Raw genomic sequence first — 21,969 nt, 5'->3', positions numbered from 1 at the left:
GGAGCAGCCACCATGGCTCGACACCTCATCACCAGCGCCCTTCCGTACATCAACGGAATCAAGCACCTGGGCAACATGGTGGGGTCCATGCTCCCGGCGGACGTGTACTCCCGGTACCTCCGCCAGCGCGGCCACGACGTCCTGTACATCTGCGCGACGGACGAGCACGGCACCCCCGCCGAGCTGGCCGCGAAGGAGCAGGGCCTCCCCGTGGCCGACTTCTGCGCGCAGGCGCACGACGCGCAGAAGGCGGTCTACGACGGCTTCGCGCTGGCCTTCGACTTCTTCGGCCGCAGCTCCAGCCCCCAGAACATCGAGATCACCCAGCACTTCGCCCGCCGCCTCGACGAGAACGGCTTCATCGAGGAGCGCGCGATCCGGCAGGTGTACTCCCCCGCCGACGGCCGCTTCCTCCCGGACCGCTACGTCGAGGGCACCTGCCCCCACTGCGGCTACGACAAGGCCCGCGGCGACCAGTGCGAGAACTGCACCCGCGTCCTGGACCCGACCGACCTGATCAACCCGCGGTCGGCCATCTCCGGGTCCACCGACCTGGAGGTCCGCGAGACCAAGCACCTCTTCCTCCTCCAGTCCAAGCTCCAGCACGAGGTCGAGGAGTGGGTCTCCCGCCACGAGGACGACTGGCCGCAGCTGGCCTCCTCCATCGCCCGCAAGTGGCTGACCGAGGGCCTGCACGACCGCGCGATCACCCGTGACCTGGACTGGGGCGTCCCCGTCCCGGCCGACACCTGGCCGGAGCTGGCGGCGGAGGGCAAGGTCTTCTACGTCTGGTTCGACGCCCCGATCGAGTACATCGGCGCGACGAAGGAGTGGGCGGACCAGGACCCGGCGAACAGGGACTGGAAGTCGTGGTGGTACGAGTCCGCCGCCGACGTCCGCTACACCGAGTTCATGGCCAAGGACAACGTCCCCTTCCACACCGTGATGTTCCCGGCCACGGAAATCGGCGTGCGCGAGCCGTGGAAGATGGTCGACTACGTCAAGGCCTTCAACTGGCTGACGTACTACGGCGGGAAGTTCTCCACGAGCCAGAAGCGAGGCGTCTTCACGGACCAGGCCCTGGCGCTCCTGCCCGCCGACTACTGGCGCTACTTCCTGATCGCCAACGCCCCCGAGTCCGACGACTCCTCCTTCACCTGGGAGCACTTCACGGCCACGGTCAACAAGGACCTCGCCGACACCCTGGGCAACTTCGTCAACCGGGTCCTGTCCTTCTCGAAGAAGCGCTTCGGGGACGAGGTCCCGGCGGGCAGCGCCCCCGGTGCGGCGGAGGCCCGGCTGGGCGAGCAGATCGCCCAGCTGCTGGCCGAGTACGAGGGCCACATGGAGACCCTCCAGTTCCGCAAGGCCGCCGCCGCCCTGCGCGCGCTGTGGTCGGCCGGCAACTCCTACCTGGAGGAGAAGGCCCCCTGGCTGGAGATCAAGACCGACAAGGACGCCGCCGCCCTCACCCTCCGTACCGCGATGAACCTGATCCACCTCTACTCGGTGGTCTCGGAACCCTTCATCCCGGCCACGGCGAAGACCATGCGTGAGGCCTTCTCCCTCAAGGACGACACCGCGACCTGGGTCACGGCCGACGAGGCCCGCGCCCTCGCCTCCGTCCCCGCCGGCACCCCCTTCACCGTCCCCCCGGTCCTCTTCGCCAAGCTCACGGACGAGGACCTGGAGAACTACAAGGAGCGCTTCGGCGGCGAGCCGGCCGCGTAAGGCACGCACGCACAGGGAGGGGCCCGGGATTCGTGTCCCGGGCCCCTCGCCGTGCGTACTACTCGCGCGCCAGGACCAGGGTCGGCGGCGCGTCCGGGCGGTCGCCGGTGAACGCCCGGTGGGACTGCCGGCGGCGCCGCTCGAACCACTGTCTGCCCTCGGTGGCCATGGCGGTCAGGATCCGGAACCCGGCCGTGATGCCGGACGACTCCAGGGCGAGCCTGCGCAGTTGGACGAGGTCCTCCTCGTCGGCGTCGTACAGCTCGTCGTAGTTCTCAAGGAGCGCGCTCCACCGCTGTCCGTTGTGCAGGTCAAGGCGCAGGGCCTCGTGCAGGACCAGTCCGTCGTCGTCCGCCACGTCCTGGAGGCTGCCGTCGTCGGCGATGGAGACGATCTCCCGCCGGGAGTCGCCGAAGCGGACGCCGACCGACTCCAGGGTGACCGCGCTGATGGCGTCGTAACGGAAGACCGTGTCCCGTCGGCCCTCGTGCTCACCGGTGACGAAGTCCACCGTCCAGGAGCTCGCCCACACCCCGCTCGAGGTGAGGACGTACAGGGTCTGCACATAGCGCGAGTAGCGCGGCGGGCCGTTCCTGACCTTGGCGCGCACATGCCGTCCGGCACTGGCCTCCGTCAGGGAGAAGCTGAAGAGGATGTCCCGGTGCTCCATCCCGTGCTCGCTCAGCACCTCCCGGCGCAGATACCGCTGGTCCAGGTCGTACCAGTGGGCCATCTCCTCGTCGCCGGGGCGCTTGGCGTCGACGTGTTCCTTCCACTGCTTGCGCGCCGCCAGGTCCCTCTCGTACTGCTCCATGTCGTGGCGGTGCAGCCGGTGCCCGGCGAGGTGGATGCCGGCCCACACCGACCACCCCACGGACGCCGCCAGCAGCAGACAGGCCGGCAGGCCCCGCTCCCAGTCCTCGCTCGGGATGAGCTGCGCGATGCCGACACCGAGCAGGACGATCCCGGCGCGTCCGCACCAGGCACGGAACTCCCGCATCCTGGCCACGCCGTACTGGCGCAGTTCGTCGGACGGCCGCTCGGCGAACTCCCGGGCGCGCAGCTGTATCAGCCAGTCGAGACCGCCCGGGGTGCCGGTGCGCCAGTGGCGGTGGGTGAGTTCGTCGACCAGGTCGCGCCGCACCTTCTCGGTACGGCGGCGCCACTCGACGGCTTCGTAGGAGTCCGCCGGCTCGTGCTCCACGAACCGGTCCTCCACCAGGGTCTCGACGGTACTGCGGAACTCCTCCTTCTTCGCGACCTGCTTCGCCTTGGCCCGCCGCTCCCGTTCGGCATGCCACTGCGGCGACGTCCGGCGCACCGCGTGTCGCCAGGTCGCCGGCAGGAGCACCGAGCCGGGGCCCTGCTCCCGCTCCGGCACGCCGTCGTGGTCGGGCTCGGCACTCCGTTCCTTGCGCTGTCTGGACTCGGCGCCCGCACGCAGCCACTCGGGGATCCCGGTCGCCAGTGCCACACAGCCCGTCGTGAGGCAGAACCAGACGACCGCCCGGGAGAAGCCGTCGAGCCGGTCCGGCATCTGCGCGATCAGCATCACGACCGCGGCCGGCACGCCGATACCGCCGAAGAAGCAGATGGTCCCCAGATCGGCCTCCCGTTCCTCGGGCGGGAACGGAGGGTGCAGCTCGGGGTCCGGGGTGAAGAAGTACGGTGCTTTCTCCTTCCGGTCGCCCGCCATCCGGTCGGCCAGTACCTCGTCGTCGCCGAGGTCGCGCGCGTCCCGTTCTATGCCGTCGATGACGCGGCGCAGGTGGTTCCTCACCTGGACGGCCCGAACCTCGGGAAGGTCCGCCAGCAGCCGTGCCACATCCGGGCGGCCGTCCGGTCCCGTGGGCCGGGCCGGGCTGACCGACGCCAGGACCAGGTCGTGCAGGACGCGGCCCGCCGTGCCGAACTCCCCCGGGTCGTCGCTCAGCGCGTCCAGGGTGGCGCGCAACCGGTGCCAGTCCTCGTCCGTCAGATCCTCCGGGGCACGGCGGCTCAGCAGCGACAGCGCCAGGTGGTACAGCGCCTCCGGGGTGGGGGTGTCGCTGTTGTCGACCACCTCCCCGATGAGCAGCTCCGCCCTGGCCCGCAGGCCCGCGTCCAGGCTGCGCACGCCCTGCTGGAACTTCTGCTCGGGGGAGGCGTCCCGGTCCAGGACGTACTGGTTGACCTCGCCGTGGTTGACGCCGACGCCGTGGACGCTCACGTCGAGGGCCTGGATGCCCTGGTTCGCTGTTGTCATGCCTGACCTCTCACTTGCTGGATGAGCTGCGTGACGGTCGCCACCAGCCCGGCGAGGGCGGCGCTGTCCGCGATGAGTCCCCTGAGGTTCATCAGGGCGCGCAGGAGCCGGCCGCGCCCCTCGTCGTCCCGGGCTGCCGCGTTCCGTTCCGCCGTGCCGAGCTCGTCCTCGGCGGCCCGGAAGATGAAGTCGTCGATCTGCCGGAGGGAGCGGGCCTCCTTCAGCTCGGCGCGCAGTCCGGCCAGTTCGTGGTGCAGAGCGGCCACGGCGTCGGGGGCGGGGCCGGCCGACGTGGTCCAGGACTGGCCGACCGTGCCGTGGTTGACGCCCACGCCGACGACCGAGACATGGGCCGCGCTGATACCGAGGTTGCCGGCGGCGGGCGGGGCGCCGTGCGCGACCGGGAGTGTGGCCACCTGCTTCCGGGGAGGGCCGGCGGGCGGGGCCGGGGGCAGCAGGCCCGGAGGCCGGGGGTGGCCGGGGACGCGGATCCAGACCGGCTCCCCGGTGATCTCCTTCGCCGTCAGCACGGCGGGGGCGAACTCCTCGGTTCCCAGGCCCTGATGACCGTGCCGTACGACTCCCTGGTGCAGGACGTGGGACACCGCGAGGGACAGCACCGCTCCCGGTGCCTCGGCCAGCGCCCGCCGCAGCGGCTCCATGTCCGCGATCCGGAACGCGGTGTTGAGGTCCGCGCCGACCCAGCCCGTGGCGTCCCGGCCGACCTCTCCCGCGTGGAGGGCCACCCGCAGTCGCATCGTGCGGTCCCCGGTGTGGTCGTACGCGTGCTCCCTCAGTTCATGTTCGAGGGCCCGGACGAAACCGCCCAGGAGGACTGTCTTGGGGACGGCCCCGGGCAGGAGCAGGACGACGGCGTCGCCCCGGTCCTCCATCGGCGGCCGCTCGATGCCGGCGGCGTCGAGCGCCCGGGCCACGACGGTGCGCAGCCGTTCGCGGAGCCACGTCTGGTCCGGGTCCGTGCGCCGTCCGAAGCTCTCGATGTCGAGGATGACGATCAGGGAATACTGAACTGGGGAACTCACCATGGCGGAAGGGATATCGCACAACCGGCGTGTCTACAGTGTCAGTTGACACTCTGCTTGCGGGCGGCGGGCTGCGGGTTGCGGCCGGGGCGTGACCCGCCGTCACTCGCCGGCCCAGTCCAGCAGTGCGCGCGGGTCCTTCACCACGATCCGTCCGCGGCCCACGGTCACCTGCCCGTCGCGTTGCAGGCCGCGCGTCGTGCGGGCCACCGACTCCCGGGAGGCGCCGGCCGCGCCGGCCAGTTCCCGCTGGTTGACCAGCACCGTGACGGCACCGGGCCGGCCGGGCACGGGGACTCCGTGGCTCAGCGCCAGGTCCGCGAGCACCCGGGCGACCCGGATCCCGGCCGGGTAGGCGCCGTGCTCGCCGCGCAGCCGGTCGGAGTGGCGGAGGCGGTCGGCGACACTGCGCAGCACGGTGAGGGCCAACGCCCCGTGACGGCGGAGCAGTTGCCGGAAGCGCTCGGCCGGCACGGCCACGCCGTGCCCCGCCCTGAGCGCCGTCACGGTCGCCGACCGGTGGCCGCCGTCGACGCAGGCCAGCTCCCCGATCAGCTCGCCGGGGCCGCGGATCGCCAGCACGCTGGTGTAGCCGTTGGCCGTCTCGGCCGTGATCTTCACCAGGCCGTCCTCGACGAGGATCACCTGGTCGGCCGGGGAGCCCTCGCGCATCAGCGTCTCCCCGCGCTCCCAGGGACACGGCCGGCCCGCCTCGCGGACGAGCCGCAGTTCCTCCGGTGTGAACGGACTGGGGTACGTCACGCCCGCAGCGTACAAGGGGGACACGCAACCTCCACGGTCTCCTCCGGCGTCCCTCGCTACGACATCCATCGCATGGGGGGCTCACATGGCGCTGTTCGGGAACGCGCACACCATCGACGCCGGGACGGCGCAGCAGGACTACGCGCGGCTGCTGGGGCAGGGCGAGCAGGTGCATGCCGCGTATCTGCTGATCCGGGACACGATCCTGTTCACCGACCGCCGGCTGATCCTGGTCGACAAGCAGGGGATCACCGGCAAGAAGGTGGAGTACCACTCCGTGCCGTACCGCAGCATCACGCACTTCGCGGTCGAGACCGCCGGCACGTTCGACCTCGACGCCGAACTCAAGATCTGGGTGTCGGGCACCTCGGTGCCGATCCAGAAGACGTTCACCAAGGGCGTGGACATCTACGAGGTGCAGGCGATCCTCACCCAGTTCGTGGCGAAATAGCGGGCACGGCAAAAAACGCGAGGGCCGGGGGCTCGTGGTCTCCCGGCCCTCGCGCGTCTCGGGGGCTGCTCGCGGGCTACTTGAGTACGTCCGCGCCCGTCGTCGTCGGCAGTGACGTGGGCAGGTTCTTCGCCGAGGTCTCCAGGCCGGAGGTCAGCGTCGGCGTCCAGTTCACGGTCGTCTTGATCTTCTTCGACGACGCGGCGTTGTACGCGGCGACCACGTCCGTCGTGGTGCCGTTGACGAGGTTGCCGCTGCCCTTGACCGAACCGGTGCCGTCGCCGCTGAGCAGCTTGGCGATCTTGCCGCCGGCCGGCACCTTCCAGTAGTTGTCCTCCGCGACGACCTGGGCCTTGGCGCGGGAGTTGATGCTGTACTGCGTCGCGTAGCCGTTGAGGGTCGTGACGTCGTAGTAGTTGTTGTAGATGTGGACCTGGCCGACGCGGGTCAGCGGGGCGCGCTGGACGATGCCCTTCCAGATGTTGTGGTGGAGGGAGACGCGCAGCTTGCCGCTGGGCTCGCTGTCGCTGCTGCCGATCAGCATCGTCTTGTCGTGGTTGGTGAACTGGTTGCGGGACACCGTCACCAGGTCCGAGCTCTTGGTGATGTCGAGGTCGCCGTCGTGGACCTGGTACTCGCGGCCGTAGTACTTCGGGTTGGCGCCGTCGAGGTGGGGCGCGTCGCTGAAGGTGTTGTGGTCGGCCCAGACATGGGTGGCGCCGCGCAGGGTGACGGCGTCGTAGTTGGAGTTCCAGTTGCCGTCGTCGCCGTCGGTCGGGTCCCACTGCGGGAAGCAGTCCTCGGTGGCGGTGAACGTCAGGTTGCGGACGATGACGTTGTCCACCTTCTGGATCTGCAGCATGCCGCCGGAGATGCCCGCCTTGGTGCCCGGGACGCCGACGACCGTCGTGTTGGCCGGGACCTTGAAGACGATGTTCTTCGCCTGCTTGGTCTGCGCGGCGGCGCGCGCCTTCTCCTGGGTGCCGGAGGGCAGCTTCGAACGGCCGTAGGTCGCGGGGTCGTACGCCTTCAGGTACGCGGCGAGCGAGTAGCCGGTGCCCGAGGCGTAGTTCGCGCAGGTCAGCTTCTTGCCGGCGTCGTCGGTGTTGGCGTCGATGGTGCCCTTGACCTTGATGATCCGGGGCGTGGTGTCGGACACCGAACCCAGCGCCTTCACGAGCTGGGCGCGGGTGGAGACGGTGAAGGTGTGCGCGGCGTCGGCCTTGGTGCCACCGGTCGTACCCGTGCCGGAGGAGGCCCAGCCGTCCTTGGCGGCGAGCGTCTGGTGGTACAGGTCGACGGTCCCGGCGTTGGCGTTCATCACGACGACACCGGCACCGACCCCGGCCGCCACGACCGCGGCGGTGACGACGAGCGTGCGGCGGGTGCGGAGGGACCGGCGATGGGAGGGAGCTGCCACGGTGGATCCTTACGGGGAACGGGGAGGAGCGGGGTTACGCCCTGTCAGTGGCCGCCGGGTCGTGAAGAGTTGCCGTGAACCAAGAATTTTTCTCCGGCCTTATGAAGCCGGCCGTATGAAGTCGGCCTTACGAAGCCGGCCTTGTGAAGCCGCGTGAAGCGTGAAGGGTGAGTCTCTCGGAATCCCCATCCCCTCTCCGTCTCCTGGCCGACGTCTTCGCTTCGCCGGCCGGCGCCCCCTTCGCGCTGGCCGGCGGGTACGCGTTGCAGGCACACGGGCTGCTGGAGCGCCCGCACGCGAACCTCGACCTCGCGACCGCGAGCCCCGAGCCGTTGCGGCGGCTCGCCTGGGAGGTCGGGGCCGCGCTGACCGCCCTGGGGCACGAGGTGGGCGTCGAGGGCACGACACCCCTCACCGCGCATCTCACGGTCGGGGCGGTGCCGCTGACCCTGCACCGGGAGAACCTCTGGGCACCGCCGGTCCCGACGCCGTACGGCCCCTGCCTCGCCCTCCCCGACGCCGTGGGCACCAAGATGCGGGCCCTGTACGGGCGTGGACTCGCCGTCGATCTGGTCGACGCGCGGGCCGCGGCCGAGCGCTTCGGCCTGCCCGAGCTGGAGGAACTGGGCCGGCGTCACCTCCGCGACGGGGACGGCGATCTCGATCCGACCGTGTTGCAGGGACGGCTGACCGGGACCGATCACTATCCCGACGCGGCGTTCACCGCCCATGGGCTCGCCGAGTCGGACATCGCCGCGCTGCGCGCCTGGGCGCAGGCCTGGTCGACGGACATCGCCGAGCGGCTGCTGGAGGACGGGGCCTCGCCTGACGACTGCTGACGGGTCTGGTCGCGCTAGGGCTCCGCCGTCTCGTAGAGCTCGAACCAGATGCTCTTGCCCTCGCCGCGCGGGGCCACGCCCCAGCTGTCCGCGAGGAGTTCGATCAGCAGCAGCCCGCGGCCGGAGGAGGCGAGTTCACCGGGGCGGCGTTTGTGCGGGAGGTCGTCGCTGGTGTCGGTGACCTCGATCCGGATACGGCGCTCACCGGGGGCACCGGTGACCTCGGCGACCATCAGGGCGTCGGCGTCGGTGTGCACGAGGACGTTGGTGAGGGTCTCGGAGACGAGGAGGACCGCCGAGTCGACCTGGTCGGCCGACGGCCAGTCGTGCAGCAGCTCGCGCAGTTGCTGCCGGGCCACGGCGACCCGCTCCGGCTCGGCCTGCGCGACCGTCAGCATGCTGCGCCGGACCGGCGTCCGTACGGGTGCGGCGGCGAGCGGGCCGTGGCTCTCCTCGCCGTGGCGGCCGAGCAGCAGGACGGCGATGTCGTCGCCGCGCCGGTCGGCGAACGGGCCGGTGGTGTGGTGGGAGGAGGGCCCGTGCACGGCCTGGACGAGCGCGTCGGCCAGCTCCTCCAGGCCGCCCTCGTGGCCCTCCAGGATCACCCGCACCCGCTGCCAGCCGGTGTCGAGGTCGTGGCCGCCGGTCTCCAGCAGTCCGTCGGTGGACAGCACGAGCGTCTCGCCGGGTTCCAGGGCGAGCCGGGTGGTGGGGTAGTCGGCGTCGGGGTCGATGCCAAGGGGCAGACCGCCGGCCGTGGCGCGGACCAGGACCGTGCCGTCGGTCATCCGGACGGCCGGGTCGAGATGCCCGGCCCGGGCCGTCTCCAGGACACCGGTGGCCGGGTCGACCTCGATGTACAGACAGGTCGCGAACCGGGAGTCCGTACTGCCGGTGCTCCCGCCGCTGCCGGTACTCTCGCCGTTCTCGCTGTTCAGGCCGTGGAAGAAGCCGGAGGCCCGGGAGAGCACGGCGTCGGGCCGGTGGCCCTCGGCGGCATACGCCCGTACGGCGATCCGGAGCTGGCCCATGAGCCCGGCGGCCCGTACGTCATGCCCCTGGACATCACCGATGACCAGCGCGAACCGCTTGTTCGGCAGCGGGATCATGTCGTACCAGTCGCCGCCGACCTGGAGTCCGCCACCGGTCGGTATGTAGCGGGCGGCGAGGGTCATGCCCGGTATCTCGGGGCCGAGCGTGGGCAGCATGGAGCGCTGGAGGCCGTCGGTCAGCTCGCGCTGGGTCTCGGCGGCGCCCGCGCGGGTGAGGGCCTGGGCGAGCATGCGGGCCACGGTGGTGAGCACGGACCGCTCGTCCGGGGTGAAGGCGACCGGATAGGCGAAGCCGGCCATCCAGGCGCCCATCGTGCGGCCGGCCACCGTCAGCGGCAGGAAGGCCCAGGACTGCCGGCCGAACTGCTCGGCCAGCGGCCAGGTCAGCGGGTAGCGCTCCTTGTACCGCTCGGGGGAGGTGAGGTACACCGCGCGTCCGGTGCGGACCACCTCCGCCGCCGGATAGTCCGTCTCCACGGACATATGGGTGAAGGGGTACTCGTCGCGGGGCTGCTGTCCGTGGTGGCCGATGATCGTCAGCCGGTCGCCCTCGGCGCCGAAGACGGCCAGCCCGTCGGGGGAGAAGCCCGGCATCGACAGCCCCGCAGCGACCCGCAGCACCTCCTCGGTGGACCGCGCCTCCGCCAGCGCCCGGCCCGCGTCCAGCAGGAACGCCTCCCGCGAGCGGCGCCAGTCCCCGGTGACGGCCCTGCGGCCCGCGGGGGTGCCCGGGCGGGGCTCGGTGACCTCCTGAAGGGTGCCGATCAGTTCGTACGCCCGTTTCACCGGGTCGAACGACGGCTTCGAGCGGCTGCGGACCACCCGGACGACGCGCCCCCGCTCGTCCATGATCCGGATGCGCACCTCTGCGAGGGTGCCCTCGGCGACGGCGAGCTGGATCACGCCGGTGATCTCGTTCCAGTCCACGGGGTGCAGCCGGGCCCGGGTCTGGGCCTCGGTGAGGACCGTCCCCTCGAAGGGCAGCCCGAGCAGCCGGGCGGCTTCGGCGTCGACCGTGACCAGCCCAGTAGCAGTACTCCAGTGCCACACGCCGGTCGCGAGGGAGGCGAGAACCTCCTCCACGGCGGGCAGGGGCTCGCCAGTGCGCATTGCCCCACTTTAAGAAGAGGGAATCGAAAAATGCCACTGATCACCGGGATCCAATCCAGGAGAGGCGATCTGGGGTGCCCGGTAGGCTGGGGCTTGTTTCACGTGAAACATGCCCCCCGATCCACGAAGGCTGGATGAACCACGATGCATCGGTACAGGTCCCACACCTGCGGCGAGCTCCGCTCCTCTGACGTCGGCACCGACGTCCGACTGAGTGGCTGGCTGCACAATCGGCGCGACCTGGGCGGCATCCTCTTCATCGATCTGCGCGATCACTACGGCATCACCCAGCTCGTGGCCCGTCCGGGCACGCCCGCGTACGAGGCCCTGGACAAGGTCAGCAAGGAGTCGACCGTACGGGTCGACGGCAAGGTCGTCTCCCGTGGCACGGAGAACGTGAACCCGGAGCTGCCGACCGGTGAGATCGAGGTCGAGGTCGGTGAGGTCGAGCTGCTCGGTGCCGCCGCCCCGCTTCCCTTCACGATCAACGCCGAGGACGGGGTCAACGAGGAGCGGCGCCTGGAGTACCGCTTCCTGGACCTGCGCCGCGAGCGCATGCACCGCAACGTCATGCTGCGTACGTCGGTCATCTCGGCGATCCGCCACAAGATGACGGCGCTGGGCTTCAACGAGATGGCGACGCCGATCCTGTCCGCGACCTCCCCCGAGGGCGCCCGCGACTTCGTCGTCCCCTCCCGCCTGAACCCGGGCAAGTTCTACGCCCTCCCCCAGGCCCCGCAGCAGTTCAAGCAGCTGCTGATGATCTCGGGCTTCGACCGCTACTTCCAGATCGCGCCCTGTTTCCGCGACGAGGACGCCCGCGCGGACCGCTCGCCGGGCGAGTTCTACCAGCTCGACGTGGAGATGAGCTTCGTCGAGCAGGAGGACGTCTTCCAGCCGATCGAGAAGCTGATGACCGAGCTGTTCGAGGAGTTCGGCGGTGGCCGTCACGTCACGTCCCCCTTCCCGCGGATCCCGTTCCGCGAGGCCATGCTGAAGTACGGCTCCGACAAGCCGGACCTGCGGGCCAAGCTGGAGCTGGTGGACATCACCGATGTCTTCGACGGCTCGGGGTTCAAGGCGTTCGCGGGCAAGCACGTGCGTGCCCTGGCGGTGCCGGACGTCTCCGCCCAGCCCCGCAAGTTCTTCGACCAGCTGGGTGACTTCGCCGTCTCGCTGGGCGCGAAGGGTCTGGCCTGGGTGCGGGTCACCGAGGACGGCTCCCTCTCCGGCCCGATCGCGAAGTTCCTCACCGAGGAGAACGTCGCCGAGCTGACCAAGCGGCTGTCGCTGGCCGCCGGTCACGCGGTGTTCTTCGGCGCGGGCGAGTTCGACGAGGTCTCGAAGATCATGGGCGCCGTGCGGGTGGAGGCGGCCAAGCGGGCCGGCCACTTCGAGGACGGTGTCTTCCGCTTCTGCTGGATCGTCGACTTCCCGATGTACGAGAAGGACGAGGAGACCGGCGCGATCGACTTCTCGCACAACCCGTTCTCCATGCCGCAGGGCGGTCTGGAGGCCCTGGAGACCCAGGACCCGCTGGACATCCTGGGCTGGCAGTACGACATCGTCTGCAACGGCGTCGAGCTGTCCTCCGGCGCGATCCGGAACCACGAGCCGGAGATCATGCTCAAGGCGTTCGAGATCGCGGGCTACGACCGTGAGACCGTCGAGGACAAGTTCGCGGGCATGCTGCGCGCGTTCCGCTTCGGCGCCCCGCCGCACGGCGGCATCGCCCCCGGTGTCGACCGCATCGTGATGCTCCTCGCGGACGAGCCGAACATCCGCGAGACCATCGCCTTCCCGCTCAACGGCAACGCCCAGGATCTGATGATGGGCGCGCCGACGGAGCTGGAGGAGTCGCGGCTGCGTGAGCTGCACCTGAACGTGCGGAAGCCGCAGCCGAAGTAACAGCCGCCGCTGGGGACTTCAGGTTTCTCAGGAACGCACAGTCGTTGCCCATGGTAAGAACAGGTTCCTTACCTAGCGTCCAGGGCATGACGGGAAACGAAAGCACGAAGCCTGAAGGCCCCCAGCACAAAAGGAACATGACGCGGCGAAAGGTGGTCGTCGCGGGCGGCGCGGCGGTGGTCGCCGTCGGCGGGGCGGGCGCCCTCGCCATGACCGCGTCGGCGGACGAGGCGGCTGACACCGCCGCCGCGTCCGCTTCCGCCTCCAGCACGGCGGAGACCTGTTACAAGCTCACCTCGGAGACCACCGAGGGGCCGTACTACATCGACGCGGACAAGCTCCGCCAGGACATCACCGAGGACAACGAGGGCATTCCGCTGACCCTCCAGCTCAAGGTGATAGACGCCGAGACCTGCAAGCCGCTCGCGAACGCGGCCGTGGACGTCTGGCACTGCGATGCCCTCGGCCTCTACTCGGGCTACGAGTCCTTCTCCCAGGGCGGCGGCACGGCCCCCACGGACGCGCCCACAGGCACCCCGACCGGCGAGCCGCCGACCGGTGAGCCCCCGGCCGGCGGCGGTGGCGGTGGGCACGAGGAGCCCACCAGCGACACCCGCTATCTGCGCGGCACCTGGAAGACGGACAAGAAGGGCTGCGTCACCTTCACCTCCGTCTTCCCCGGCTGGTACCAGGGCCGCACCGTCCACATCCACACCAAGGTCCATGTGGACGGCGAGTGGACCGACGCCGGCTACGAGGGCGGGCACGCCTGCCACACCGGCCAGTTCTTCTTCGACGAGGAGTCGGTCCTGCTCTCCGCGGAGGTGGAGCCGTACTCGACGAGCACGACGACCCGCACCACGCTCACCGAGGACACCATCTACGACCAGAGCGGCACGACGGGCGGTCTGCTCAAGCTGAAGTACAACAAGAAGAACATCGCGAAGGGCGTGACCGCGTCCATCACGATGGGCGTCTCCCCGGACGAGACGAACGACGGCACCTGACCTGAACTCGCCGTTTCCTCAGCTCGTTGACAGGATCCCTGTCTACTTTACATGTCCATGACATACGAGCCACAGGAACAGGCACCGGAACAGGTACTGGAACAGGCACAGTCACAGTCACAGGCACAGGACCGTGACCTGACCCGCCGTCGGGTGGTCGCCGTGGGCGCGGGTGCGATCGCCGCGGCGGGACTCGGCGGCGGCGCGCTCGCGGTCGACGCGGCGGCGGGCGAGCGGAACCCGACCGGAAAACCGGGCCGGAAACCCCTCCCCGAGGACTGCTACGTCCTCACCTCCGAATCGGTCGAGGGCCCCTACTACATCGACGCCGACAAGATCCGCCGGGACGTCACGGAGGACCGCCCGGGCATCCCGCTGACCCTCGCGCTCAAGGTGATCGACGCGGAGACATGCCGGCCGATCCGTAACGCCGCCGTGGACATCTGGCACTGCGACGCGGTGGGCGTGTACTCCGGCTACGAGGACATGGGCAGCGGCGGCGGGGGCGGCGGCCCCGCTCCGACGGGCGAGCCCCCGACGGACGCCCCGACCGGCGCCCCGACCGGCCCTCCCCCCGGTGGCGGAGGCGGCCACCAGGAGCCCACCGACGACACCCGCTACCTGCGCGGCACCTGGCGCACGGACCGCCACGGCCATGTCACCTTCAAGACGGTCTTCCCCGGCTGGTACCGGGGCCGCTGCATCCACATCCACACCAAGGTCCATGTGGACGGGGAGTGGACCGACGCGGGCTACGAGGGCGGACACACCTGCCACACCGGCCAGTTCTTCTTCGACGAGGAGGCGGTCGTGGCCACGGAGACCGTGGAGCCGTACGTCTCGAACACCGCCGAACGCACCCTCCTGACCGAGGACACGATCTACGACCAGAGCGGCGCGGCGGGCGGCCTGCTGAAGCTGCGCTACGACCACCGCGACATCACCAGGGGCGTACGAGGCTCCCTGACGGTCGGCGTGGACCCGACCGCGACCAACGACGGCCAGGGCGCCCCGCCGCAGGCGTCCCCTTCGCCCTCCGCCACGTAATCCCTCCCTTCTTGGGAACCTCACCGGAGCCGCACAGGAATCCCGATGGGCGCCCACAGCGGCCTGCCGTCTCATAGGAGAGGAGGGAGCCGACACAGATCGGCGGGCAAGGGAGGAGCCAGACCATGGCAGGCATGGGATTCACGATCACGCTCTCGGTGCTGCTGATCGCCGGCGCGGTGGTCGGGGTGGTGGCCCAGCGCCGCTACTCCCACCACCGCCCCCCGTCCGACCTGGACGCGGAGGCGGAAGCCAATCACGCCCTCGTCCACCTGACGGGCGGCCTGGTCCCCCCGAACACGCGGAGTTGGTCGGGCGCGGGCAAGGAGACGGGCCAGTCGCTGACCAGAGCGGCGGAATGCCACCACAAGGCCCGGACCCTCCTCGTCTCGGCACGCACGGCAGCGGAGTACGAAGAGGTGACACGGGTGGCGAGGGAGGGCCTGGACCACCTCCGAGCGGCTCGAACGGGCCTGGACACCGACTCGCCCCCGACAGCCCTCGCGGCTACGTCCCGCTAGCGGCCCCGTCCTCGGGCGACTCGGTGAACAGGTCCTCCGCCACGGTGGCCGTCAGGGCGCGGTCGAACCAGAGGGTGAGGGTGTCGAGGTCGTCGCAGGAGGTGACGCGCTCTCGGATTTCCTCGGGGATGTCGATGCCGCGCTTGTCCAGCAGACGGAGGACGAGCGCGGCGCGATCTTTGAGCTTGCCCTCGGCCTCGCCCTCCAGGTACGTCTCCTCGAACAGCGTCCCATGGCCCGGGAAGTGCGTCTTCATCAGCGATCTCCAATTCTCCCTGACCGGAGTGTTCTCCAGGCCGACTTCCAACACCTCGAGCCAGTACCCCGCGGTAAGTGGGGCGAAGGGCAGGAGCCCGCGGACCACGGCTTCCAGTATGGCGGGCGCTCTACGGCTCTGGCTGTGAACGATGGCCGAGAGTGCCGCGAGCGCCGGGTTCCGGGTGACCATCGACTCGTCGGTGATCTCGGGGACGGTGGTCGGGCCCAGGACGAACGGGTGTGTCACCTGGGTCGTCCACGGCCCCACCGCGCATTCGAAGGGCCCGGCCGCCCAGGTCGCTGTAGGGCGGTCTCTGCAGACCGCCACCAGCAGCACCGGCATGTCGTACTTCGCCCGCAAGTAGGCGACGTAGTACGCCCAGCTTTTCGGCTTCTCCGGGTGTTTCTTGGTCTGCGCCTCGATGGCGATCAGGAAGCTCTCGCCCATCTCCGGCTCGAACTTGCGCACCGTGTCGACGCGGCGCTCCAGGGGCCGGATCTCCGTGGCGTCGGGCGAGACTGTACCGAAGTCCGATTTCGAGGGCGGCGGAATTCCCAGTGCCTGGAAGACGAGTGAGAGGGCCTCCGGATGGTCCTGGAACAGCCGGTGGGATGCCTCGTGGGTGGGTGTGACCATGTGCGCAACCTGATGGATCAAGGGTCCGGTTGTCCGGCCGATTCCGATGCGTTCACTCATTCGAGGTAGGAAGGAACGTTCAGGCCGCCGGGCCGGTCAGGTCGCACCAGATGTACTTGCCGGCGCCGACGATGTTCCTGTGGTCCCGCTGCTGCACCCAGCCCCACCGCTCCGAGCAGTCCCGTACGAGCGCGAGGCCCCGGCCGGTCTCCGCGTCCCACGGCGTCGAGCGGGACGGACGAGGCGGTGCGGGGTCGTTGTCCCACACGCCGATGCGGAGAGCGCGGTGTTCCGCGCGGAGCTTCATGGCGGCGGGGCCCTTGGTGTGCCGTACCGCGTTCGTCACCAGCTCGGTGGCCAGCAGCTCGGCGGCCTCGGTGAGTTGGGGGAACCCGTGACCGGCGAGGACCGCGCGCAGGGTCTGGCGGCAGATGCGGACGGCTCGGGGGTCGTTGGGGATGTAGAGGATGTACTCCCAGGTGGTGGGGGCCTCTTCGGATTCGGGCATGACTGACTCCTGGCGGGATGGGGGGAGTTGGGACACCGGTGGCTCCGTCGCCGCCGACATGGCATGACGGGGCGGTGCGCTTCCGGTACCGGTTTCGCAGGGTGCCGTTCGCGTCACCGACGGTAGAGGGAAAATTTAGCCTTCCGCAACTCATTGTCGTACTCTGGTCACTCGAAGTGGTGGAAGCGGGGAGGCCGGGTGCCACGGAAACACGCGACTGTGCGACAGGAACGGCTGGGCCGCGAACTGCGCAGGCTGCGCGAGGCCGCAGGACTGACGGCCCGGGAAGCCGCTCATGCGCTGGGCACGATCTCGGTGACGATGAGCAGGATCGAGTCGGGCCTGATGGGCGTCAGCGAGGCCCGGATACGGCGAATGGCGACCCAATACGCCTGCGCCGACGCCAAGTTGATCGATGCGCTCGTCGAAATGGCGACGGACCGGACCCGTGGCTGGTGGGAAGAGTACCGAGCCGTCCTGCCACCGGGCTTCCTCGACCTCGCGGAACTGGAGCACCACGCACGGTTCCTACGTGTGGTCTCCACCGCGCACGTGCCGGGGCTGTTGCAGACCGAGGATTACGCGCGGGCCGTCTTCGCCTACGTGGTACCGGAACTACCCCCTGGCGACCTGGAGTCGAGGGTCGCCCACCGGATGCGCCGCCGGGTGGTCGTCGAACGGGACGGGGCAGTCGAGTACGAAGCCGTCATACACGAGGGCGTGCTGCGTACGCGGGTCGCCGACCGACGAACTGCGCGGGCCCAACTGGAGGAGATCCTGGGGCAGTCGGAGCGTCCGAACGTCACGGTCCGGGTGATCCCGTTCGACGTGGACGGATTCGCCGGAGCCAACTCCGCCATGGTGTACGCGGGCGGCTCCGTGCCTCAACTGGACACCGCCAAACGGGATGCCCCGCAGGGAGGCCCCTTCCTGGATGCGGCATCCCAACTGCTCCGGTTTCGAACTCTCTTCCGTAAGGTGGAGTCGGCCTCGCTGGACCCGGCGCGGTCGCGTGACTTCATTCACCGCCTGGCGAAGGAGCTGTAAGGCGTGACCCAGTGGCAGAAGTCGTCGTTCTCCGGCGGCGGCGACGGAGACGACTGCCTCGAACTCGCCTCCGCCGAATCCGAACTCCTCCTCCGCGAGAGCGACGACCCCACCCGAATACTCACCCTCACCCCCGACACCCTCGCCGAGTTGCTCCGGCGCCTGCGCTGACACGCGCTCACCGCAGCGCCGCCGGTATCGGCTCGCACGCCCGTCGCCACGTCTCCGGGACGCCCGCCACCCCCGTCCGGGCCGCGACCACCCCGCCCGCTATCGCGCACGTCGTGTCGCGGTCGCCCCACCCCCCGACCGTCTGCCACAGGGCCTCGGGGAGGTCGTCCAGGTGACCCGCCGCGGACCACAGGGCGAACGGCACCGTGTCCTGCGCCGAGAGCAGCGTCCCCGAGCCCAGTACGGACGCGGCGTGCCGCACCGAGGTGCGGGCGGGGAAGCCGGCGGCTCGCAGGAGGCCCGAGCGTACGTCGCTCTCGGGGACGTGGGACGCGGTCGCCCGTAGGAGACCGGGGCGGTCGAAGGTCTCCCCGCCCGCCGCCAGCCCCGCCGCGACGGCCACCGCGACCGCGCCCGCCACCGCCTCCGGGTGCGCGTGCGTGGTCAGCGCGGAAAGGCGCGCCTGCTCGACGGCGGCGCCGAGGTCGTCGTAGAACCACGCCCCCAGCGGAGCGACCCGCATCGCCGCGCCGTTGCCGTGGGAGCCCTGGCCGCCGAACCGGCTTCTCGTCAGTGTGCGCCAGTCCTCGCCCTCCGCGACGCGCAGCAGCAGCCCGTGCATCGAGGGGCCGTAGCCCCGGTTCGGGTCGCGCGCGTACTCGGCGGCGAACTCGCGCGCCAGGGCGTCCGGGCGGACCTCGCCGTGTTCCGTCAGGTGTGCGAACAGCACGAACGCCATCGCCGAGTCGTCCGTCCACAGCCAGGGCGCCGGACGTGACTCCCGCGCGGCCCACAGCGCCTCCACGTCCTCGTCGGAGCGCGTGAACCAGCCGTCGCCGAAGGCATCGCCCAGGACGAGCCCCTCCAGGCTTCTCCTGCCGTGTGCGGCACTCATCGCAGCCATTCCCCCTGCTGATCCGATCGGGTGAGGGAGAAACCTTCCCGCCGTCACGACTCGCATACGAGCCGTAACCGACGGCAAGGGAGCCGATGACCCTGCTCCCTCCTCCTCATGAAACGAGCATCCTCGTGCGCCTTCGGCACACTGTCACCTCGGTTATCGGCGCCCTCGCCCTCACCGCCCTCCTCGCCGCCCCCGCCCACGCCGCCACCGGCGACTTCGGATACAAGGTCGTCGGGCTGGACGGGCAGCCGATCTCGGTCACCCTGCACGACCCGCCGAGCGGTGAGTGCGTCACGCTCGCGGAGGTCGCCGACCCGGACGCCTCCGCGCCCGCCTTCGCGCCGCACAACGACACCGACGAGTTCGCCATCGTGTTCACCGAGCCGGACTGCACGGGGGCCTCCTGGACCCTGCGCCCGCACGGCCGCCCCGCCACGGACCGGCTGTTGCTGCGGTCGGTCGTGTTCCTCCGGCCATAGGACAGACAAATCACAGACAGAATCGCGGAGGGCCCTGTCCGGGCGACCGGACAGGGCCCTTCGGCGTGTCTGTCGCGCGCTCTCCGTCGCACCGAGCGCGGCCGTTGTCACATTCGCGATCCGGGCGGTGTCTTCATGAAGACCAACCAGCCGAACGCACAAGGAGAACACCATGGCGTTACGCGTCCCGAGAGCCGAACTCCCGACCGAACTGAGCGAGAACATGATCAAAGAGCTCGGTGCCGTGGCCGAGCCCGTCGAGGTGGGGTGGCACAGCCCCGAAGTCGCCACGTCCAACCTGGAGTTCGGCAGCAAGGTGGCCACGTGGGATGCGGCCGACGCGAGTCTCAAGTCGTTCGCTCACATGGCCGTCGCCACGCAGGTCGGCTGCGGCTGGTGTCTCGATGTCGGTTACTTCCAGGCGCAGAACGCGAACCTGGACCTGGCCAAGGCGAGCCAGGTGCCACGCTGGCGGGAGTCGGAGGTGTTCACCCCGCTGGAGCGGGACGTCCTCGAGTACGCCGAGGCCATGACGAACACGCCTCCGACCGTCACCGACGAGCAGTACGCCGGCCTGCTCGACCGACTCGGCCCGGCGGCGATGGTCGAGCTCACCGCGTACATCGCCTTCGTCAACATGGCGACCAGGAACAACAACGCCAACGGGGTCACGTCGCAGGGATTCTCCGATGCCTGCGAGACTCCGCTGGCCACGCGTTCCGAGAACTCCGGCGTGGCGTCGACGGCATGACCGAGGACCCCTTCGTCGCCCATCGCAGCCTGCTGTTCACGGTCGCCTACGAGATGCTCGGGTCGGCGGCCGACGCGGAGGACGTGCTACAGGAGTCCTGGCTGAGGTGGGCCGACGTCGACCGGTCACGGGTGGGCGACGTGCGGGCGTATCTCGTCCGGATCGTCACACGGCAGGCGCTCAACCGCCTGCGCACGCTGTCGCGCAGCCGCGAGGAGTACGTCGGCGAGTGGCTGCCGGAGCCGCTGCTGACCAGCCCCGATGTCGCCGAGGACGTCGAACTCGCGGAGAGCGTCTCGATCGCGATGCTGACCGTCCTCGAAACGCTCGGGCCCGTCGAGCGGGCGGTGTTCGTGCTCCGCGAGGTTTTCGAGCTGCCGTACCGCGAGATCGCCGAGGCTGTCGGAAAGTCCACGGCCGCGGTGCGCCAGATCGCGCGGCGGGCCCGCGAACATGTGGCGGCTCGGCAGCCACGAGTGCGGGTGAACCGGGCGGAGCAGCATGTCGTCGTGGCGCGGTTCCTGGTGGCCTTGCGCACCGGGCAGTTGCAGGAACTGATGGAGGTCCTGGCTCCCGACGTGGTCCTGATCGCCGATGGCGGCGGGCTGGTGGCCGCCGCTCTGGCTCCGGTCCATGGAGCCGAACTGGTGGCGCCGTTGCTCGCTCGCGCGAACCGGGTGGTGGCCGGCTTCGAGACGGCGACCGTATGGCTCAACGGCGCGCCCGCGGGCCGGATCGAGATCGACGGTGAGCCGGCCGCGGTGAGCCTCGCGGTGGAGAACGGGCGGGTCACCCGGATCTACGTCGTGAGAAACCCACGGAAGCTGACCCGCCTCGACGAACTGGCTGAACTCGCCAGATAGGCCCGCCCACCATCTGTTCCCGCGCAGCCGGGCAGCGTACGCAGGTGGCTCTTGACGAGCCCGGCCGTCTCCTGGAGACGGCAGGGCTCGTCCGCATGCCGTTGCGGTCAGCCCTGCGGTCCGCCTTCGGACATCCCGTGCACCGCCGGGATCGTCCCCAGGCGGCCCTTCTGGAAGTCCTCGAACGCCTGCTGGAGCTCGTCCTTGGTGTTCATGACGAACGGGCCGTAGTGGGCCATGGGCTCCCGGATCGGCTGTCCGCCGAGGAGTACGACCTCCATGTCCGGCGTGTTGGAGTCCTGCTGCTCGTCCGCGCGGACGGTCAGCGAGGAGCCGGCGCCGAAGACCGCCGTCTGGCCGAGGCGGATCGGGCGCTGCTCGGCACCGACCGAGCCCTTGCCCGCGAGGACGTACGCGAGGCCGTTGAAGTCCTCCCGCCAGGGGAGCGTGAGCTCCGCGCCGGGAGCCAGCGTCGCGTGGATCATCGTGATGGGGGTGTGGGTGATGCCGGGGCCCGCGTTGCCGTCCAGCTCGCCCGCGATGACCCGGAGCAGCGCGCCGCCGTCCGGGGACGCCAGGAGCTGGACACTGCCGCCCCTGATGTCCTGGTAGCGCGGCGCCATCATCTTGTCCTTCGCCGGGAGGTTCACCCACAGCTGGAGGCCGTGGAAGAGACCGCCGGACACGACGAGGTGCTCCGGCGGCGCCTCGATGTGGAGCAGACCGGAACCGGCCGTCATCCACTGGGTGTCGCCGTTCGTGATCGTGCCGCCGCCGCCCTGGCTGTCCTGGTGGTCGAAGATGCCGTCGATGATGTAGGTGACGGTCTCGAAGCCGCGGTGCGGGTGCCAGGGGGTGCCCTTCGGCTCCCCGGGCTGGTACTCCACCTCACCCATCTGGTCCATCATGATGAACGGGTCGAGGTGACGGTAGTGGATGCCGGCGAAGGCGCGGCGCACCGGGAAGCCCTCGCCCTCGAACCCGCTCGGCGCGGTCGTGACACCGAGCACGGGACGCGCCACGGCGTCTGCGGGCGCGGCGACGCGGGGCAGCGTCAACGGGTTCTCGACGGTCACTGCGGGCATGGTCGTTACCTCCTCGGGCGGGCGACGTGCATCCCACTTTAGTTGAGCATTGAACTTTCTGCCACCCCCAACGACGGAGGCCCGGAGGACATTCCCTCCGGGCCGGACCGTCCCCCCACGAGGGGGGTTC

General features: G+C 70.1%; 21 protein-coding genes. 12 read left to right on the top strand and 9 right to left on the bottom strand.

All coding sequences use genetic code 11. The features are described from left to right. Window positions 1–12: 12 nt before the first annotated feature. Window positions 13–1,731, top strand: a complete 1,719-nt coding sequence (metG, locus tag ACFPIH_RS18000) for a methionine--tRNA ligase (RefSeq protein WP_381170821.1) — start codon at window positions 13–15, stop codon at window positions 1,729–1,731. A gap of 58 nt (window positions 1,732–1,789) precedes the next feature. Here the strand turns inward: metG and ACFPIH_RS17995 are convergent, their stop codons facing one another. From ACFPIH_RS17995 to ACFPIH_RS17985, 3 genes are all read right to left on the bottom strand, one after another. Further along, a complete protein-coding gene (locus ACFPIH_RS17995) occupies window positions 1,790–3,976 on the bottom strand; it encodes a hypothetical protein (RefSeq protein WP_381170823.1) in 2,187 nt (728 codons plus the stop codon). Then, entirely contained in the window at window positions 3,973–5,022 is a 1,050-nt protein-coding gene (locus ACFPIH_RS17990; RefSeq protein ID WP_381170825.1) for a hypothetical protein, read from the bottom strand. The genes ACFPIH_RS17995 and ACFPIH_RS17990 overlap by 4 nt, the downstream gene beginning before the upstream one ends. Window positions 5,023–5,121: 99 nt before the next feature. Continuing rightward, window positions 5,122–5,781, bottom strand: a complete 660-nt coding sequence (locus ACFPIH_RS17985; protein ID WP_381170827.1) for a Crp/Fnr family transcriptional regulator — start codon at window positions 5,779–5,781, stop codon at window positions 5,122–5,124. Window positions 5,782–5,866: 85 nt separating this feature from the next. Here ACFPIH_RS17985 and ACFPIH_RS17980 point away from each other — a divergent pair, with 85 nt between their 5' ends. Then, window positions 5,867–6,232: a PH domain-containing protein gene (locus ACFPIH_RS17980; protein ID WP_381170829.1), complete on the top strand. Its 366-nt coding sequence runs from the start codon at window positions 5,867–5,869 to the stop codon at window positions 6,230–6,232. 76 nt (window positions 6,233–6,308) lie between these two features. Here ACFPIH_RS17980 and ACFPIH_RS17975 read toward each other — a convergent pair whose 3' ends face one another. Beyond that, window positions 6,309–7,652, bottom strand: a complete 1,344-nt coding sequence (locus ACFPIH_RS17975) for a pectate lyase family protein (RefSeq protein WP_381170831.1) — start codon at window positions 7,650–7,652, stop codon at window positions 6,309–6,311. 167 nt (window positions 7,653–7,819) lie between these two features. On the opposite strand from ACFPIH_RS17975, the gene ACFPIH_RS17970 reads away from it, so the two are divergent. Next, window positions 7,820–8,491 (top strand): hypothetical protein, encoded by a 672-nt coding sequence (locus ACFPIH_RS17970; RefSeq protein ID WP_381170833.1) that lies wholly within the window; start codon window positions 7,820–7,822, stop codon window positions 8,489–8,491. 14 nt (window positions 8,492–8,505) lie between these two features. Here the strand turns inward: ACFPIH_RS17970 and ACFPIH_RS17965 are convergent, their stop codons facing one another. Then, entirely contained in the window at window positions 8,506–10,653 is a 2,148-nt protein-coding gene (locus ACFPIH_RS17965; RefSeq protein WP_381170835.1) for an ATP-binding SpoIIE family protein phosphatase, read from the bottom strand. Window positions 10,654–10,797: 144 nt separating this feature from the next. On the opposite strand from ACFPIH_RS17965, the gene aspS reads away from it, so the two are divergent. From aspS to ACFPIH_RS17945, 4 genes are all read left to right on the top strand, one after another. Next, window positions 10,798–12,561 carry an aspartate--tRNA ligase gene (aspS, locus tag ACFPIH_RS17960; protein WP_381170837.1) on the top strand — a complete coding sequence of 588 codons (1,764 nt, stop codon included), beginning with the start codon at window positions 10,798–10,800 and terminating at the stop codon, window positions 12,559–12,561. An 86-nt stretch (window positions 12,562–12,647) separates the two neighbouring features. Beyond that, window positions 12,648–13,568, top strand: a complete 921-nt coding sequence (locus ACFPIH_RS17955; protein WP_381170839.1) for an intradiol ring-cleavage dioxygenase — start codon at window positions 12,648–12,650, stop codon at window positions 13,566–13,568. Between the two features lie 57 nt (window positions 13,569–13,625). After that, entirely contained in the window at window positions 13,626–14,615 is a 990-nt protein-coding gene (locus ACFPIH_RS17950; RefSeq protein ID WP_381170841.1) for an intradiol ring-cleavage dioxygenase, read from the top strand. 125 nt (window positions 14,616–14,740) lie between these two features. Beyond that, the gene (locus ACFPIH_RS17945) at window positions 14,741–15,136 is read left to right on the top strand and encodes a hypothetical protein (protein WP_381170843.1); all 396 of its coding nucleotides are present in this window, start codon (window positions 14,741–14,743) and stop codon (window positions 15,134–15,136) included. Here ACFPIH_RS17945 and ACFPIH_RS17940 read toward each other — a convergent pair. Both ACFPIH_RS17940 and ACFPIH_RS17935 read right to left on the bottom strand, forming a co-directional pair. Continuing rightward, window positions 15,123–16,031, bottom strand: a complete 909-nt coding sequence (locus ACFPIH_RS17940; RefSeq protein WP_381170845.1) for an RpnC/YadD family protein — start codon at window positions 16,029–16,031, stop codon at window positions 15,123–15,125. The two genes, ACFPIH_RS17945 and ACFPIH_RS17940, sit on opposite strands and share 14 nt — an antisense overlap. A 79-nt stretch (window positions 16,032–16,110) precedes the next feature. Continuing rightward, window positions 16,111–16,539 (bottom strand): ATP-binding protein, encoded by a 429-nt coding sequence (locus ACFPIH_RS17935; RefSeq protein WP_381170848.1) that lies wholly within the window; start codon window positions 16,537–16,539, stop codon window positions 16,111–16,113. A gap of 219 nt (window positions 16,540–16,758) precedes the next feature. On the opposite strand from ACFPIH_RS17935, the gene ACFPIH_RS17930 reads away from it, so the two are divergent. Beyond that, window positions 16,759–17,586, top strand: coding sequence for a DUF5753 domain-containing protein (locus ACFPIH_RS17930; RefSeq protein WP_381170850.1), 828 nt, complete (start codon window positions 16,759–16,761; stop codon window positions 17,584–17,586). Window positions 17,587–17,589: 3 nt separating this feature from the next. Beyond that, complete coding sequence (locus tag ACFPIH_RS17925; protein ID WP_381170852.1) at window positions 17,590–17,757, top strand: DUF397 domain-containing protein; 168 nt, start codon at window positions 17,590–17,592, stop codon at window positions 17,755–17,757. A 7-nt stretch (window positions 17,758–17,764) separates the two neighbouring features. On the opposite strand, the gene ACFPIH_RS17920 is transcribed toward ACFPIH_RS17925, so the two are convergent. Further along, window positions 17,765–18,652, bottom strand: coding sequence for an ADP-ribosylglycohydrolase family protein (locus tag ACFPIH_RS17920; protein WP_381170854.1), 888 nt, complete (start codon window positions 18,650–18,652; stop codon window positions 17,765–17,767). A gap of 134 nt (window positions 18,653–18,786) precedes the next feature. Here ACFPIH_RS17920 and ACFPIH_RS17915 point away from each other — a divergent pair, with 134 nt between their 5' ends. The 3 genes from ACFPIH_RS17915 to ACFPIH_RS17905 all read left to right on the top strand — a co-directional run bounded on the left by ACFPIH_RS17915 (window position 18,787) and on the right by ACFPIH_RS17905 (window position 20,754). Next, window positions 18,787–19,140, top strand: coding sequence for a hypothetical protein (locus ACFPIH_RS17915; protein ID WP_381170856.1), 354 nt, complete (start codon window positions 18,787–18,789; stop codon window positions 19,138–19,140). A 172-nt stretch (window positions 19,141–19,312) separates the two neighbouring features. Continuing rightward, window positions 19,313–19,891 carry a carboxymuconolactone decarboxylase family protein gene (locus ACFPIH_RS17910; protein ID WP_381170858.1) on the top strand — a complete coding sequence of 193 codons (579 nt, stop codon included), beginning with the start codon at window positions 19,313–19,315 and terminating at the stop codon, window positions 19,889–19,891. Continuing rightward, entirely contained in the window at window positions 19,888–20,754 is an 867-nt protein-coding gene (locus ACFPIH_RS17905; protein ID WP_381170860.1) for an RNA polymerase sigma-70 factor, read from the top strand. The genes ACFPIH_RS17910 and ACFPIH_RS17905 overlap by 4 nt, the downstream gene beginning before the upstream one ends. A 107-nt stretch (window positions 20,755–20,861) precedes the next feature. Here the strand turns inward: ACFPIH_RS17905 and ACFPIH_RS17900 are convergent, their stop codons facing one another. Beyond that, window positions 20,862–21,839: a pirin family protein gene (locus tag ACFPIH_RS17900; protein ID WP_381170862.1), complete on the bottom strand. Its 978-nt coding sequence runs from the start codon at window positions 21,837–21,839 to the stop codon at window positions 20,862–20,864. Window positions 21,840–21,969 lie beyond the last annotated feature (130 nt).

The organism is Streptomyces vulcanius (genome assembly GCF_042653945.1).
In the GTDB taxonomy this organism is placed as follows: Bacteria; Actinomycetota; Actinomycetes; order Streptomycetales; family Streptomycetaceae; genus Streptomyces; species Streptomyces mangrovi.
The sequence above is the reverse complement of the archived record's forward strand: the minus strand, read 5'-3'. Positions and strand labels throughout refer to the sequence as shown.

Excerpts from the sequence above, each read along its gene's own strand:
- ACFPIH_RS17900 (WP_381170862.1), bottom strand. The coding sequence starts at position 21,839 with ATGCCCGCAGTGACCGTCGAGAACCCGTTGACGCTGCCCCGCGTCGCC.
- aspS (WP_381170837.1), top strand. The coding sequence starts at position 10,798 with ATGCATCGGTACAGGTCCCACACCTGCGGCGAGCTCCGCTCCTCTGAC.
- ACFPIH_RS17905 (WP_381170860.1), top strand. The coding sequence starts at position 19,888 with ATGACCGAGGACCCCTTCGTCGCCCATCGCAGCCTGCTGTTCACGGTC.
- ACFPIH_RS17955 (WP_381170839.1), top strand. The coding sequence starts at position 12,648 with ATGACGGGAAACGAAAGCACGAAGCCTGAAGGCCCCCAGCACAAAAGG.
- ACFPIH_RS17920 (WP_381170854.1), bottom strand. The coding sequence starts at position 18,652 with ATGAGTGCCGCACACGGCAGGAGAAGCCTGGAGGGGCTCGTCCTGGGC.
- ACFPIH_RS17945 (WP_381170843.1), top strand. The coding sequence starts at position 14,741 with ATGGCAGGCATGGGATTCACGATCACGCTCTCGGTGCTGCTGATCGCC.
- ACFPIH_RS17910 (WP_381170858.1), top strand. The coding sequence starts at position 19,313 with ATGGCGTTACGCGTCCCGAGAGCCGAACTCCCGACCGAACTGAGCGAG.
- ACFPIH_RS17995 (WP_381170823.1), bottom strand. The coding sequence starts at position 3,976 with ATGACAACAGCGAACCAGGGCATCCAGGCCCTCGACGTGAGCGTCCAC.
- ACFPIH_RS17935 (WP_381170848.1), bottom strand. The coding sequence starts at position 16,539 with ATGCCCGAATCCGAAGAGGCCCCCACCACCTGGGAGTACATCCTCTAC.
- ACFPIH_RS17965 (WP_381170835.1), bottom strand. The coding sequence starts at position 10,653 with ATGCGCACTGGCGAGCCCCTGCCCGCCGTGGAGGAGGTTCTCGCCTCC.
- ACFPIH_RS17940 (WP_381170845.1), bottom strand. The coding sequence starts at position 16,031 with ATGGTCACACCCACCCACGAGGCATCCCACCGGCTGTTCCAGGACCAT.
- ACFPIH_RS17990 (WP_381170825.1), bottom strand. The coding sequence starts at position 5,022 with ATGGTGAGTTCCCCAGTTCAGTATTCCCTGATCGTCATCCTCGACATC.
- ACFPIH_RS17980 (WP_381170829.1), top strand. The coding sequence starts at position 5,867 with ATGGCGCTGTTCGGGAACGCGCACACCATCGACGCCGGGACGGCGCAG.
- ACFPIH_RS17950 (WP_381170841.1), top strand. The coding sequence starts at position 13,626 with ATGACATACGAGCCACAGGAACAGGCACCGGAACAGGTACTGGAACAG.
- metG (WP_381170821.1), top strand. The coding sequence starts at position 13 with ATGGCTCGACACCTCATCACCAGCGCCCTTCCGTACATCAACGGAATC.